The sequence below is a fragment of the bacterium genome (assembly GCA_021372515.1).
Taxonomy (GTDB): Bacteria; Gemmatimonadota; Glassbacteria; order GWA2-58-10; family GWA2-58-10; genus JAJFUG01.
The window spans coordinates 1-14,781 of record JAJFUG010000189.1; the positions used below are offsets into that span (position 1 = coordinate 1).

Annotated in this window: 11 protein-coding genes and 1 pseudogene; 4 read left to right on the top strand and 8 right to left on the bottom strand. The window is 64.9% G+C overall.

Annotated elements, in window-relative coordinates; translation table 11 throughout:
• Nucleotides 1-419: 419 nt before the first annotated feature.
• The 5 genes from LLH00_17155 to LLH00_17175 all read right to left on the bottom strand — a co-directional run bounded on the left by LLH00_17155 (nucleotide 420) and on the right by LLH00_17175 (nucleotide 6,157).
• Nucleotides 420-1,985, bottom strand: coding sequence for an FAD-dependent oxidoreductase (locus tag LLH00_17155; protein MCE5273009.1), 1,566 nt, complete (start codon nucleotides 1,983-1,985; stop codon nucleotides 420-422).
• 53 nt (nucleotides 1,986-2,038) lie between these two features.
• A complete protein-coding gene (locus LLH00_17160; protein ID MCE5273010.1) occupies nucleotides 2,039-2,833 on the bottom strand; it encodes an ABC transporter permease in 795 nt (264 codons plus the stop codon).
• The gene (locus LLH00_17165) at nucleotides 2,826-3,767 is read right to left on the bottom strand and encodes an ABC transporter ATP-binding protein (protein ID MCE5273011.1); all 942 of its coding nucleotides are present in this window, start codon (nucleotides 3,765-3,767) and stop codon (nucleotides 2,826-2,828) included. The genes LLH00_17160 and LLH00_17165 overlap by 8 nt, the downstream gene beginning before the upstream one ends.
• Nucleotides 3,768-3,800: 33 nt before the next feature.
• Nucleotides 3,801-4,928, bottom strand: a complete 1,128-nt coding sequence (locus tag LLH00_17170; protein ID MCE5273012.1) for an amidohydrolase — start codon at nucleotides 4,926-4,928, stop codon at nucleotides 3,801-3,803.
• A 152-nt stretch (nucleotides 4,929-5,080) separates the two neighbouring features.
• On the bottom strand, nucleotides 5,081-6,157 hold the full coding sequence (locus tag LLH00_17175; GenBank protein MCE5273013.1) for an alanine racemase: 1,077 nt from the start codon (nucleotides 6,155-6,157) through the stop codon (nucleotides 5,081-5,083).
• Nucleotides 6,158-6,345: 188 nt separating this feature from the next.
• Here LLH00_17175 and LLH00_17180 point away from each other — a divergent pair, with 188 nt between their 5' ends.
• From LLH00_17180 to LLH00_17190, 3 genes are all read left to right on the top strand, one after another.
• Entirely contained in the window at nucleotides 6,346-7,116 is a 771-nt protein-coding gene (locus tag LLH00_17180; GenBank protein MCE5273014.1) for a UvrB/UvrC motif-containing protein, read from the top strand.
• Between the two features lie 167 nt (nucleotides 7,117-7,283).
• The gene (locus LLH00_17185) at nucleotides 7,284-9,206 is read left to right on the top strand and encodes a hypothetical protein (protein ID MCE5273015.1); all 1,923 of its coding nucleotides are present in this window, start codon (nucleotides 7,284-7,286) and stop codon (nucleotides 9,204-9,206) included.
• 171 nt (nucleotides 9,207-9,377) lie between these two features.
• Nucleotides 9,378-9,998 carry a hypothetical protein gene (locus LLH00_17190; GenBank protein ID MCE5273016.1) on the top strand — a complete coding sequence of 207 codons (621 nt, stop codon included), beginning with the start codon at nucleotides 9,378-9,380 and terminating at the stop codon, nucleotides 9,996-9,998.
• A gap of 114 nt (nucleotides 9,999-10,112) precedes the next feature.
• On the opposite strand, the pseudogene LLH00_17195 reads toward LLH00_17190, so the two are convergent.
• Together LLH00_17195 and LLH00_17200 are read right to left on the bottom strand one after the other, a co-directional pair.
• Nucleotides 10,113-10,603: pseudogene (locus LLH00_17195) on the bottom strand (carbonic anhydrase).
• Nucleotides 10,604-11,229: 626 nt separating this feature from the next.
• Nucleotides 11,230-13,263 (bottom strand): family 10 glycosylhydrolase, encoded by a 2,034-nt coding sequence (locus LLH00_17200; protein ID MCE5273017.1) that lies wholly within the window; start codon nucleotides 13,261-13,263, stop codon nucleotides 11,230-11,232.
• Nucleotides 13,264-13,430: 167 nt separating this feature from the next.
• Between LLH00_17200 and LLH00_17205 the strand changes: the two genes are divergently transcribed.
• The gene (locus tag LLH00_17205; protein MCE5273018.1) at nucleotides 13,431-13,787 is read left to right on the top strand and encodes an aspartate 1-decarboxylase; all 357 of its coding nucleotides are present in this window, start codon (nucleotides 13,431-13,433) and stop codon (nucleotides 13,785-13,787) included.
• Between the two features lie 165 nt (nucleotides 13,788-13,952).
• On the opposite strand, the gene LLH00_17210 is transcribed toward LLH00_17205, so the two are convergent.
• Nucleotides 13,953-14,729, bottom strand: a complete 777-nt coding sequence (locus LLH00_17210; protein ID MCE5273019.1) for a ribonuclease HI family protein — start codon at nucleotides 14,727-14,729, stop codon at nucleotides 13,953-13,955.
• Between the last annotated feature and the right edge of the window lie 52 nt (nucleotides 14,730-14,781).

Below are 14,781 nucleotides of genomic sequence, written 5' to 3' on the forward strand. Positions count from 1 at the left end.
TGTCCGGTTAGGAACTTGCAGTTTGAAGCTGACCGTCTCATTTCTGCTTTGGTTTCGGCCAAAGCAGCAAAGCCAGCGGGGGCCGCGAACTCGTCCAAACCGCGACTCTGCGTCAATCTTAAGTGTTTACGGAGTCTTAATTCCGCTGCCACGGTGCGGCGGCGGCGCTGCCGCGAATCGCCGCCGGACAGTGCGGCAATTACAGCCCCGGCCGTTTCTCGCGCGATTACACGCTACCCTGGCGGGAGGCTCAGACAGGTGCGGCCCCCAAAGGCAGCAGCGGCGGCCTGACGGCCGCATAAGGTTCTCTTTCCTGCAATGCCAGGCAGTGTCGTAGGGGCGAACCTTGTGTTCGCCCGTAAAACTCGACATCGCCGCATTCACGAATTGTCCCTGCAGGATATTTTTCGCCCCCCAGCTCAGGGCTCCCAGGGACGGGCCTCCGCCGCGGTCAGGATAGCGCCCTGCTGACGGAGGATGTCCTGCAGCTCGGCCAGCGGTATCTCATCCACCTCGCAGTTGTAGCGGATACAAAGCTCGGCGGCCACTCCCGCTGCCTGGCCGGTCTGCATGAACACCGGCTCGCGGTTGAAGCCGCACCAGCCGACATGGCTGGACGACATGGCCACCGGCACGAGCAGGTTGCGCAACCAGGCCGGCAGCATCAGGGTGTAGCCCAGTTGATGGCTCCGGGTCTCCCTGAGGAAACAGCCCTCGGGCCACGGGCCGCCCGGTGTGCGCGTCCCGCTCACCGCGGCGCTTTGCAGCGGGAAATCCGCCAGCGCCACTGCGTCCGGCTTGAGCGTGTCGCTCAGGGCATCCGCCTGGGTGAACGTGCTGCGGCCGTCCAGACGGCGCGTCTCGCGCAGGTGCAGGCCCCGGGGCAGGTTCGAGTTGTCGACGAACTCATCCGCGGCCGGGGCCAGGCGGGCAAAGCTCTGCCGCAGCGGCTCCGGCACGCCGGGGTCGGAGCGCAGGAACTTGAACAGCCCCAGGGCAAAGTCCAGTTGGGCGCGCTCGATTGAGGCGCGCTTCTCCGGCCCGGCCTCGGGCCAGGCCTGCGCCGCGCCGGGCAGGTCCAGCGTCAGCGGGCACTCGGCCAGGCCCTCCACGGCCCACTTGCGGCCAGGCAGCGCGGTCAGGCGCACGAACCGCTCCACAGAGGCGGCCCCTGTTTCCCGGATATAGCCGAGCAGCGCGCCGTAGCGCCGCGGGTCGTAGGACTGCGGCTCGGGCCAGGGCGCCTGGTTGGCCGCGCTGTCGGTCAGGCAGAGGCAGAAGCCCGCGGCCTGGAGCAGGCTGTCGCCCGCGCCGGTGGAGCCGGGCAGCAGGGCGCCGTCCGGCGCCTGGAAAATGAAGCCGGCCAGGGGCTCATCGAACACCGCGCGGCTTTCGCGGCCCACCCGGTAGGGCGCGCCGACCTCTGCCGCCAGGTCGCCCGAGCAGGTTGCGTCCACAAATATTGTCCCGCCCACGCGCAGGGTGTCTCCATCCGCCGCCCGAAACAGCCGCAAGGACTGTATCTGGTTCAAGGCCAGCTCCGTGTCCACGAAGCGCAGGCCCCGGTACACGGTAACGCGCTCCTTTTTCAGCAGGGCCTCCAACACGGCCTCGGCCACGTGCGGCTCGAAACGTAAGCCCCCGGCGCAATCCTTATATTGCTGAGATTCCGGGCCGTATGATTCGCGGTAGGCCCGGGCGATGCCGTAGTACACCTCGCGTGCCAGGCCCCCCATCAACTCGGGATTACCCTGATCCATGTAGCTCGGTCCGGAGCTGAGAGTGCCGCCCGGATGTTCGCCCTCCACGAGCAGGCAGACATGCAGACCCTGGCGCGCGCCGGCCACGGCCGCGGCCACCCCGCCCGGCGTGCCGCCCAGCACCACCAGGTCGAAATCGTGGCGCGGGCTGCCGCAGCCGGAGGCCAGCAGCGACGCGGCCAGCACGGCTACAACGGAAATACGTGCGGCAATGACAGAGCGCATCCGTGGCCTCCGGCTGTTGGATCGAACGGATGAGTGGGATTCCAGGGGTTGCCTCACACCATTATCCTTTTCTTCAGCAGACGGTAGGACAGCGGCCAGAGCGCCGCGATGAAGCCCAGCACCGCGGCAAGGTGCAACAGAATCGGCCCGGAGAAATCGCCCCAGACCACCGCCTGAAGCAACTGCACCAGGTGGGTGAACGGCACGAACTGCGCCGCCAGACGAATCCCGTGCGGCAACTGGTCCAGGGGGAACACCGCCCCGCTGAAATAGAACATCGGGCTGATCACTCCGGTCAGGAAGAAATTGAAATTGTTCACCTCCTGCACCCGGCTGGTCACGATGAACCCCAGCAGGGCAAAGAGCAACCCGCCCAGAAAGCCCAGCGGCACGGCCAGCAGCGCCCACCACGAGTGCACCAGCCCCGCCACCGACACCACGCTCAGCACGCCCAGGCTGAACATGGAGCACTTGGTGCTCACCCAGAGCAGCTCGCCGCAGATCAGCTCGCTGAATGAGACCGGGCTGCCCAGGATGGCGTCGTAGATTTTCTCGTACTCCATCCTGAAAAAAGTCCCGTAGGTGGTCTCGAAACTGGCCGACCACATCGCCGTGGTGCCGATCATGCCCGGGGCGAGGTAGGCGGCGTAGCTGAGGCCGTCCACCCGGCCGACATAGGCGGCCATGCCCACGCCCAGGGCCAGCAGGAACATGATCGGCTCCAGGAACGGCGGCAGGGCATTGGCCCAGACGAACTTGAAATACACCCGCTGGTGCCGCCGCAGCACGGCCAGCACCCTCCGCCACGTGGGTTGCGGCCGTGGCAGGTCGAAAACGTGTTCAGCCATCCAGCCCCCTCCCGGTCAGCTTGAGGTACAGGTCCTCGAGGTTGGCGCGCCGCACCAGACGGCGTTCGGCGCGGCTCAGGTCGAGCGTGGCGAAAGCGGCCTCCTCGCGGGCCAGGAATAGCACCCGGTCGCCGTGGACCTCGTGCTCCAGGGGCCAGCTCTCCCAACCCTCGCCCAGCCAGCGCCGCTCCACCTCCAGCACCAGGGGTGGCAGGAAACGGCTGACCAGCTCATCCGGCACGCCCTGCTCGAGGATCCGTCCGCGGTCCATTATCACCAGACGGTCACAAAGGCGCGCGGCCTCGTCCATATAGTGCGTGCTCAGCACCAGGGTCACTCCGCCGGCGGCCAGCTCGCGCAGCAGGCTCCAGATTTCGTGGCGGGCCTGCGGGTCGAGCCCGGTGCTCGGCTCGTCCAGGATCACCAGGCGCGGCTTGTGCACCAGCGCCCGCACGATGGTGAGCCGGCGTTTCATCCCGCCCGAAAGCTCCCGGATACGGCTGTCGGCGCGGCCCTCCAGCCCGGTGAAAGCCAGGAGTTCCTCCACCCGGCCGTGCAGCTCCCGTCCCCGCATCCCGTAATAGCTGCCGTACACCTTGAGGTTCTCGCGCACGGTCAGCTCCATGTCCAGGTTGTCGCTCTGCGGCACCACGCCCACCACCTGGCGCACCCGCGCGCCCTGGAGCGCCGGGTCCAGGCCGAACACGCTCAGGCTGCCGGCGTCCCGCGGGCTGAAATTATACAGCATGCGCATGGTGGAGGTCTTGCCGGCGCCGTTGGGTCCCAGAAGGCCCAGGCATTCGCCGGCGCGCACCTCCAGGTCGATCCCGTCCACCGCGGTCACCGCGCCGAACCTCTTGGTCAGGCCGCGGGCCGCTATCACCGGGGCCCCTGAGGGAGCGCCCGGGTTCTCATTCACTGAAGTATCTGTCATGTTCTTTCGTATCCACTCTCGCCCGGGGCAGTCTCACTTAGGCGCGCCCTTGAACTGCGCGAATATTTTCCGGGCGTTGGCGTTGTAGATTTTCTCCAGCACCTCATCCGGCAGGAACAGCCCGTAGATGCCCCAGCGGCCCTGGTTGAACAGCCCGGCCGAGTAGTCGAAACACTCGTCATCCGTCTCCAGGAACCGGAAATAGGTGCGGTAAAGGCCCACGTGCGGCGGCGAATCGGTGCCGAACATCACGCGGTCCGCGTAGCGCAGCATGAAGCGGCGGGCCGTGTAGGGCTGACGGCCCAGCTCGGCGATCCGGGCGTCGATATCGACGTACAAATTGGGGTAGGCGTCCAGCCACATCCCCACCTGGTGCAGTTCCTCGGGCAGGGTGCCCATGTGCGCCCCGATGTAGATCGTCCCCGGGTGCTTGGCGAACATGCGGTTGCGCTGGGCCAGTATCTCCCACTTGGAGGGGTATTTCGTGGTGTCGCCGAAAGCCCAGTCCGGGTGCTCGCCAAGCTCGTCGTAGCGCTCGTTGTACTTGTCCACCGGGGTGAAAAAGGCCTTGGGGTCGCTCACGTGGATCATCACCGGGATGCCCAGCTTCCCGCAGGTGTCCCAGAACGGGTCGATCCGCGGGTCATCCACCGGGATCAGCTTGCCGCTCTTGTCGCGCAGGGTCAGGCCGAGGGTCTTGAAGATTTTCACCCCGCGCGCTCCGGCCCGCACGGCCTCGGTCAACTGGGCCGACTCCCTGGCCCCCCACTGCGGGTCGTCGATATAGCTGAAATCCGGGGAGAAGAACACGATGATCCGCCCCGGGGCCAGCTTTTTCGCGTTCTCCAGGTGCTCGCGCCAGGAGGGCATCGACAGCTCGCCGAACGCGGCCGGGTTGGACAGGCCGTCCAGGCTCACGCACTGGATGATCCCGGCCGAGTCCATCGCCGCCACGTACTGTGCGGTTTTGGCCAGGCCGCCCTCCATGCCCAGGTGGTTGTGGATGTCGATCACCGGGAACCTGGGCCGCAGGACCTCGGTCTCCTTGACCACGAGCTGGCTTTTCGGACGCCAGTCCAGAAGGCGCAGGTCGCCGTCCGCCGCCCGGACCGCGGCGGCCGTGAACAGCAGACAGGCACACAGAGCGATTGTGGAGCGCATCCGGCCCTCCTTTTACCAGGGTTGAATACTGAATAACTTTCTTAGAGCGAACTGGATTCGCAACCGCTTATCCTTCTTTCGTTTCGGCCTTCTGTAGGGGAAATTACATGAATTGCCCCCTACGCTTTCCCGGTACATCAGCCAACGGCTCTCTACTGGATCAGCCCCCGCGCGGCCACCTCCCAGGAGTCCACCACCTCGCCGCCGCGCACGCCGTAGAGCGTGTGGTGCATGTTCACCGTGGTGCAGACATGGTTGGGGATAACGTCCACCATATCGCCGGGCCGCGGGTGGAAGTCGCTTCCGTCCAGGTTGAGGTAGCCGTGCTCCTCGTTCATTTTCTCGCAGAGCACCTCCGGGGCCTGGACCAGGCGGCCGAAGCCGCCGCCCTCACGTCGGGCGGCATCGCTGAAAGTCTTGCTCCCACCGTCGACTATGGCCCGTCCCGGCACCGCGGTGCTGACCACCCGGCAGCGCACCCGCAGGGCGCAGTCCTCCCAGCCGCAGGCGCCGGTGTCCACGGTGTTGCAGTCGTTGAAAATGTAAGTGCCCGGGCGTATCTCGGTCTGGGCCTCGACCAGGTGCGAGTGCGCCCAGGTGGGCGTGCTGCCGCCCGAGACCACCCGCGGCTCCACCCCGGCGCGGCGGAACGCCTCCACGGCCCGGCCGAGGATGCGGTTGAGGTGGTCGAGGCTGCCGCTCTCGAGGTGCTTCAGGTGGCCGGGGTAGAACATGATCCCGCTCACCTCCATGCCGCAGCCGGCGATCCGGGCCACCTGTTCGGTCAGGCTGTCATCCACGCTCAGGCCGCAGCGCCCGAAACCGGCGTCCACCTCCACCAGCAGTTTCACCCGGCTGCGGTCCGCACCCAGGGCATCGGCCACCGCCGCGGCGTGGGCCGCGCTGTCCGTGGCCAGGCTCAGACTGCTCAGCAGCGACAGTTCGCGCAGGCGCTCCCACTTGAGCGCACCCCAGACCGGGTAGGCGAGCAGGATATCGCTCAGCCCGGCGCGGGCCATGACCAGCGCCTCGCTCACCTTGGCCGAGGTGATTCCGGCCGCGCCCAGCTCCACCTGACGGCGGGCCAGGGCCGGGACTTTGTGGGTCTTGATGTGCGGCCGCAGGACCAGGCCGTGGGCCCGGGTGTAGCCGGCCAGGCGGGCCAGGTTGCGCTCCATCACCTCCAGGTCGATCCAGGCGGCGGGAGTGTCGAGGTCGTTCAGATGCATCGGCTAAGGCTCCTTTATCCGGGTGGTGTCGCCGGCCGGGACAGCCCGGCTGCACCAAGCTAAGATACGCCGCGCGCTTTGTCAATCCGGCCCCGGCTTGAAATAATCGGCCCGAGCGATTAAGATAATGTGGTCGTTCAATTCACCGCCGCGCCGGAGCGGCGGCCGATCCGGACAGGGGGACAACAGTGTCGGTCACGCAGGACATCGGCGGCATCCTCGAGAGCTGGGAATACGACCCCGAGCGCAGCTACCGCAAGATAGTGGGGGATGACGGCCGGGAAAAAATACAGATCCGGGTGGACAACGCCGCGTTCCAGGGAGTGCTGCAGATGGACCTGGACGGCCGTCCGGACGGCAAGCGGCCGCTGGGCTTCGATTTCGTCTTCGACTACCAGCGCCAGGCCCTGCGCCGCTACTGCAACGCCCGCGGCGACGACCGTGGCTTCAGCCTCGACCCCCAGGCCTGCGCCCAGCTTTTCGATGAGAGCCTGCGGGTCTACAACCGCTACGTGTTCCTGCTCCAGCTGGAGGACTACGCCCGGGTGATCCGGGACACGGAGCGCAACATGCAGCTTTTCCGCTTCGTTCACCAGTACGCCGCCCGCGAGTCGGACCGGAACAACCTGGAACGCTGGTGGCCCTATATCCTGCGCATCCACGGCACGGCGCGCGCCATGCTGGCGCTGCACGAGTCGGGCGACCACGCCCGGGCCCTCGAAATCGTGGCCGAGACCCGGCGCAAGATCGCCGACCTGGAGGACCTGGAGTTCGAGGAGTTCCATGTCGAGCGCGAGCGCTCGCTCAAGTCGCTGCGAGAGCTGGAAGAGACGATTCACGCCACCCGCCCCCCTACCGAGAAAGACCGCCTGGAGCTGGAGCTCAGTCAAGCCGTATCCGAGGAACGCTTCGAGGAGGCCGCCCGTCTGCGCGACCGCCTTCGTTCGCTCGGGCAGTGAGTGCACCGCCCCCCTGGAGTTGCTTTTTTCTTTCCTGAGAGGATGAATTTTGTATTTTGCAGGTGCGTCCAAGCTTTGTGCAGGAACCAAATGTCGTTGCCGATGTATATATAGTGGAAAGATGGTCTCCCCCCTCGTGTGAGACTAACATTTCAAAGGAGACAGCCATGAAGCCCAGTCGGTTTTTCCCGAAGCGGGGCTACGCCCTGGCGGTGCTGACGATGACGATGGCATTCGTTATCGGCTGTTCCTCCTATGCCCGGAGCACAGCGGTCAAGGCCGAAAGCCGGCCCGCGACCCCGGTCGAGGAGTACAAGGCCGACGAGTTTGTCGGTGTGCCGATCGTGGGCGACTACGATGACGACCGCAACCTGGATTTCATCCTCGAGGTGGCGGACAAGGACCGCACTTTCAAGATCAAGGTGCACGAGGATTACGGCGAGACCAACGGTGAGGTGCTCGACAAGATCCGCCTCAAGATCAACGAGGCCGTGGACCGCGACCGCGTGCGCATCATCGGCTACTACAACCCCGAGTACAAGGGTCCGGAAAAAGAGTACGGCTTCATGGACCTGAAGACCATCGTCTTCTTCGACGACAAGAGCGGGTACGAGGAAGCCTATTTCACGGATGACAAGGACTCGCGTTTCTACAAGGACGCGGACGTGACCGTGGTCTACGCCCCGGGCCACCACTACCGCAACGTCTACTATCCCCGCTACTGCACGCCCTGGTGGGACAACGACGGCGACGGGATACCGGACGCCTACGACCCGTGGCCCTACAACTACGATGTCTGGTACGATTACAACCTGAACGGCGTCCCGGACTGGTACGATCCCTACTATTGCAGTGTCTATCCCTACTGGAGTCACTGGGACATGGGGTTCTGGGTTTCGTACAACTGGTACGGGTCCGGCTATTTCCGGTCCTACCGTCACCATCCCGGGCTCTACTATGATGATTACCTGACCTACAGCCGGCTGTACGACCACCGTCTGCAAGGCCGCGACTGGCACGACTACCGTCTCGACCCGCGGGTGGCCAACCGCTCCAACGACTACGACAAGAACATGGACCCGAAGCGGCAATGGCGTAACGATCAAGTCAACGGCGGCGGAGGCGGCTCGGCAGTGCGCGGGACCAGCGTTTCGGGCGGCGAGTCCGACCGCTACGAGCGCCTGGCCGTGGACCGCCGTCGCTTCGCCCCGGTCATCGGCGGCGGCAGTGAGGGCGGAGAGGTTGCCACCACTGGACGGACCGGTTACTTAAGCAGCGGCGCCGGGACTGTCACCAACACCGGAAGCGATGACCGGACTTTCACCCGCAACCGCGAGCTGACCGGTGTGCCGAATACAGGCGCCAACACCCGCTCGCGCAATACCGGGAGCAACTACGTTCCGCCCGAGCTGACCAAGACCAAGGACACGGGTTCCGGCACCGACACGCGCGAGACCCCTGGCGGCGGCCGCCTGCGCGACTCCGCTCCGACCCGCACCACCAGCGGCCCGGACAACCGGGTCTACGAGCCGTCGAGCCGTGAGCGCGTGGTGGGCGGCGAGTCCGTCGGGAGAGGCACGGTCTCGGGCGCCGGCGCCACCAGCAACAGCACCACGCGCGGCGCGACCCGCGAGCGCACCGCCGACGGCGCCACCTCCGGCACGGCCAGCGGACGGGTGACCACCCCCTCGGACTACAGCACCACACCGTCTGCGGGCGCCCGGAGCCGCAGCACCACGGACAGCCGTTACCGCGGCTCTTATGTGACCAGCCGCAGCAGCGGTGGGTACACCACTCCGAGCAGCTCGGGCAGCAGCAGCGCCCCGTCCGGCAGCACTTACAGCGCTCCCAGCCGGGAACGCTCCTCGGGTGGCGGCAGCTATACGCCCTCCTCGGGCAGCGGTCGCAGCAGCGGCGGCAGCAGCGCCCCGGCCCCCTCGTCGCGTCCGGCCGCCTCGAGCGGCGGATCGCGCCCGGCCCCGGCTGCGGCTGCACCCTCCTCCTCGGGCGGCTCGCGCAGCCGTGACAGCGGCTCCTCCTCCTCCGGCTCCTCGGGCGGCAGCCGCGGCGGCGACAGAGGCAGGAGGTAAGACCGGCCCTCGGTAATTCCTGGCAGATGACCTCAGACGCCGGTGGAGACCCCGCAAAGTCTCCACCGGCTGTCCATCTGCGGCAATAGAGCGTACTCACTGTGGAACATATCGATAACGGCAGATTTCTCGTAAGAAGTGCGCAAAGAATAACCTTGAATTGAGGTACAGATGAAACGATACGCCCTGCCTGTGCTGTTGTCTGTCCTGGCCCTGGTGGCCGTCCTGATCCCGGCGTGCAGCAAGACCAAGGAGAAAGAGGTCGCGGTCTACTACCTGTACACGGATGTCTACGGAAACGCCGAATTCGAGACTGACAACGACTATCCGCCCCCGGACAACCTGGATAACTCCAAGGATGACCTGATCGTGGTCACCATGCATTTCGCCGAGGCCTACCTGGGCGGCGCGGCCAATGGCGGATTCGACAAGGACGCCATCTACGGCTACTGCATCACCGAGGACACGGCGGGCGATGCGCCTAATTTCTATTTCCCGTTCGTCCCGCGCGGGCCGTACTGGGCCAGCGCCGAGCTGACAGTCAACGACACCTGCTATTTCGTCAAGACCGCCGAGTTCTACCACTCCGGCGACACGGCCAACACCCGGGTCGACATGCGGCCTGTGCTGCTGGGCGTGGACAAGGGCTGTTTCGACCTGATCCTGAGCGCGGCGCAGGATGAGCCGGTGGAGTACGTGCAGGCCGGGCCGCGCTGCTGGCTGAACAAGAAGGTCTACGACAAGTTCTACAAAGAGGCCGAGGCCAGCCGCGAGGAGCTGCTCAATCCGTAAAGGGAGCGGCAGGCGGGTCCGGCGGATCGCAGATGGAAAAGGGGCGCGGAAAATTTCCGCACCCCTTTTTTTTAGGCAGCGTGAGCGAGGCGCCCGCCCGAGGGGTTTGTCTTTCACCTCGTTCAGCCGTCCGCTTTTTACGTCGAGCACGAAGCCGTGCAGCTTTATTTCCGCCGGGACCCAGGGGTGCGAGCGGATTTTCTGAAGCTGACGGCGCACGTTGTCCTCCAGGTCGCTGAAAGCGTTGAAATGGCTGGGCGCGACCGCGTTCTTGCTGGTAGATCGGCACAGGCGATCAGCCAGCTCGTGGTCCTGGAAAGTCAGCATGCCGCAATCGGTGTGGTTTATCACCATCCATTCCCGGGTGCCCAGGAGGTGGTGGCTTATCAGCAGGCTGCGCAGGGCATCCACGCTTACGATGCCGCCGGCGTTGCGGATGATGTGGGCATCCCCGGTTTTCAGCCCGAGGATTTCCTCTACGGTCAGGCGGGCATCCATGAGGCCACCACGGCCAGCTTGCGCCCGGGGGGCATCGGCAGGTGCGCCAGGTTGAACCCGGCGGCATAGGCTGCGTTGGGCTTGAGGGTCTCTTCAATCACGCTCATCGGCGCCTCCGCTTAATGTTCAAAAATTCAATCGACAATGACATATAATGGAATTTTCCCGACCCGCTTTGTCAACCCGGTGAAGCCGGGTGTGGAAAAAACCAGGATATTTTCATTTTTCAACCCCAGGAGGGGCGAAAAGGGGATGCTGTTTAAGGTTTTTATGCTTGGAACAGGAGGGGGAAGAGACTGGACTGAGGGAGGTGGTCACGGCTGTAGCGCGGGCGCAGAGGGCAGCCCGGCCAGCGCTTCAGGGATAAAAACGGCCTAAATATAAAAAAATCAAACAGATATACCGCAACATGTCTTGCATCACTGTAAATGAAAGAGGCAAAAGCAAGTCGATCAAGCTGTTAAGCGCCTAAAATATTACAAAAATATTGTCATTTTTCTTGACAAAAGTCTCCGGCATGGTATACTCGGGACGTAAATGATATAATTATGACCTTTAGGCAAGGTGCAGCACCACTCAGCAAGGAGGAGTTCCAAGCCAGCCCGAGGTAAAAAAAATCAGCGGAAGATCCCAATTCCCGCGAAGACCCGTCACCCTCCCAGCCTGGAAACGACGGGTCTTTTTTTTGCACGGACCGGGCCGCGCCCGTTTTCGCGGTGAGGATTCAAGGCGCTCACTCCAGCTCCAGCACCCCGTAGATGTCCAGTATCGGCACAGTCACCAGCACACCGTCCCCGGCCTGAGGCTTGAGCTCCAGGCTCAGCGGCGCCGACCCCGGCTGGTGCCAGGCGGCTTTGCGCGGTCGGAAGCCTTTCTCGCTGAACAACACCGGGATGTCCGCCACCGGATGGTCCGGCCAGTAGTTGACCAGGTGCGCCAGGCGTCGAGCTCCGGCGCGGTAGTACTCCGACGCCACACAGGGTTCAGTCTCCACTTGCACCGTGCAGGGGCCGCCCAGGGCCCAACCGAGCCCGGCGCGGAACTGCTCCCAGTTGCGCGGCAGGCCCCAGAACTCCGGGTCGACCTCATCCGCGTAGGCTGGCACCTTGGCCGGGCTTTCGAACGACGGCAGGTAGAACACCCGTCCCCGGCCCAGCTCCAGGCGCGCGGCGCGGCCCGGTTCTGCCTGCGGAGCGGGAAGGCCCATTTTGGTCCAGAAACGGTCCGCGCCCTCGCGCTCGCGCCGCCACTGGTCGAACTTTCCCGTGGCCCCGACTACGGCCAGGGCGCCGCCGCGCTCCACATAGGCCTTGAGAAGCACGATCCGCTCATCCGACAGGTTCTGCTGCTCGGCCAGGACCACGGCGCGCCGGGAGTCGAGGTGCTCCCAGTCCTGGTCGAAGAGCAGGCTGAACGGGGCGTGGGTCTGGATCAGGGTCTGCTCGGCCTGGATCGTGGCCAGGAAAGCCGCCCAGCCGGTAAAGGTCATGGAGTCGAAATCGCGCATCACGCCGATGTCGGCGATGGGTTCCAGTTCACGGAACAGGCCGCGGTTGGAATTGAAAAAGGCCAGGAACTGACGGTCCACGTCCTTGCCCCGGCCGGTGCTGTCCGGGTCGAGGATCGGCCAGCCCACATCCCCGGCGCACATGCGGTTGAAAGCCATGCTCTCGGCCAGCTCCAGCGGACTGCCGTTGTAGCTGAACAGGGCGTTCCCGAAACGGCGCGCGGTCTTGAACGAGCGGATCTTGCTCACCAGGCGGTTCTCAGCCGGATAGTAGTGCGCCTGGTCGGGGTCCTCACTCCAGAAAATGTCGCACAGCGGCAGCAGACGGGCGTGGTCCATGCCGTTGGAGTAGGCGCAGTTCTGGCCCCAGACCCCGTGCGGGTTGAACTCCACCACCGCCTCGGGGTCGACCGAGCGGATATGCTCGCTCAACTCGCGGATGAAACCGGTCAGGGCCTCGACCCGGAACGTGATCCACTCCTGGACCAGGGGGTCGACCACCGGGGCCATGGGGTGATTCTCCACCCGCGGGGGACGCACCCGCTCCACCTCGGAAAAGCCCAGGCGGGCCAGGCGCTGTTCCGGAGTGTATTTTTTCTCCAGATACTCGCGGAACAGGGCCTGGATATGCTCGGTGTAGCCGGCGTCCAGCGGGAACATGGTGTAGAAATTGTCGAAATGGATCAGGTTCATCCCGTAGCCCTGCAGGGCCTCGGTCACCTGGCCCTCGATCAGCTCGCGGTAGCCGGGATGGGTGAAATCGGCGCGCTCGCGGTAATATTGGTCGGCGTAGACAATCGGCTCGCCGTTGTGGTCGCGCTGGACCCAGCCGGCGGCCGCGGGCCGCTCCTGGAACAGGGTCTCGCTGAACAGGGTGCTGCCGATGTAGGCCCCGGCGAACATGCCGTTCTTTTTCAGGGCCTCCACCAGCTTGCGGGTGTAGAGCTTGGAGTCTTTCTCATGTTCCGGCCCCAGGCCTTTGTAGAAATGGGTGATCACCGTGTTGACCCCGGCCTTTTTGAGGGCCTCGACCGTGCTTTCGGCGTGCTCCCATTCCCAGCGCGCCTGCGGGTCGTGGGGGACATGCCCGCCGCGGATACGGAATTCGAGTGGTTCCCAGTTGCCCACGAACGAGATACCGCTCTGGAGCCACCAGCCGGGTTTGCGCTCGGCGGGCCGGATGCCCTGCTGAGCCGGGAGCGGGGTTGTCGCGGCCAGAAGCAGCAGACCCAAAGCCGGTAACCATCTTCCTTTACGCATGTTCACCTCCGGGATGCGGCCGAAAAGAGGGATTTGTCTTTACGCCGCCGGTGCATTTTATTATATTTGAAACGATTGTATTCCAGGCTTTGACCGTACCGCGGCAGCCTTTCCAGCACAGCGGAGGGCAATCGCGGTAAATTCTTTTGCGGAGATTAAGTGCAATGATGTTCCGGGAGATGTTCAAGAGCAAGATCCACCTGGCCACGGTGACAGAGACGGTCCTGGAGTACGAGGGCTCGATCGGCATAGACCACGACCTGATGCTCGCCGCCGACCTTCTGCCCCACGAAAAGGTGATGGTGGCCAATGTCAACACCGGCGAGCGGCTGGAAACCTACGTGATCGAGGCCCCATCCGGCAGCGGCACGATCAGCCTGAACGGGGCCGCGGCCCGCTGCGCCCAGCCCGGCGACCGTGTGATTATAATCAGTTTCTGCATGATCGATGAGAACGAGGCCCGCGAGATGAAGCCCACGGTGGTGTTTGTCGACCGGCAGAACCATCAGGTGCGCAAGGGCTGAGCCCGAAACGCTCGATGAACGCTGGAATCGGATTGAATACAGGTTTTAAGGGGGTGCGGAATGCCGCATCCCTTTTTGTTTTGTATTGCCTCCCCCTTTTTCAAGGGGGGTAAGGCGCCCGCCCCAAACATCCAATGAGTCCCGGCTGCGGAATCCGTCGCCAAGCTACTGCCCGCTCTCCTTGGCCGCCTGGTCCAGGGCCCGGTTGACCAGGCTGTCGGCCCGCGTGTTGAGTTCGCGCCGCACGTGACGGGTGCTGAAACTGTCGAACGAGGTGACCAGCGCCCGCACCTGTTCCAGCAGCTCCCGCAGCTCCGGGGACTTGACTTTGTACTGTCCCAAGAGCTGACGCACCATGAGCTCGCTGTCGGCGAAATGCTCCACGCGCCGCACCCCGAGCTGCCGCGCCAGGCGTAGGCCCTCGACCAGGGCGGTGTACTCGGCCACGTTGTTGGTGGCCCGTCCGATGTGCGCGGCCAGCTCCTGCTCCCAGCCGTCCGAGCCCTGGCTGAGCAGCACCCCGATCCCGGCTGGGCCAGGGTTGCCGCGGCTGCCGCCATCCGTGTAGAGCTGCACGGGACGGGACGGGTCGAGGCCCGCGCAAGATTGTGTTTTTTCGGCCGCCGGCGCAGGGACATCCGGCCCCTCGGCCCCGACCCAGACCAGGCGTTCATCCAGCGGAGTGGCGGCGCTCTCAACCCGGCAATCCACGTACAGGCGCAACTCGGCCTCGCCGGAGCCCTCCACCAGGGTGTGGGCCTCGCTGAGGCGCAGCTCAACCGGGGCCAGTCCCAGAACCTTGGCGCTGAACACCCCGACCCGCTCGCGCCAGGTGAGCGAGCTGTCCAGGACAAGTAGCGGCGGCCGCTGGGCCTCTGCCACCAGGAGCCGGCTGCCGCCGGCCGTGAGGTTCAGCTCCAGCCTGACTTTGAAAAGAGTCATGCGATTTTCTCTTCCTTGTGTGGTGGATGGCCCGGGCTCCGGCGGGGGGGCC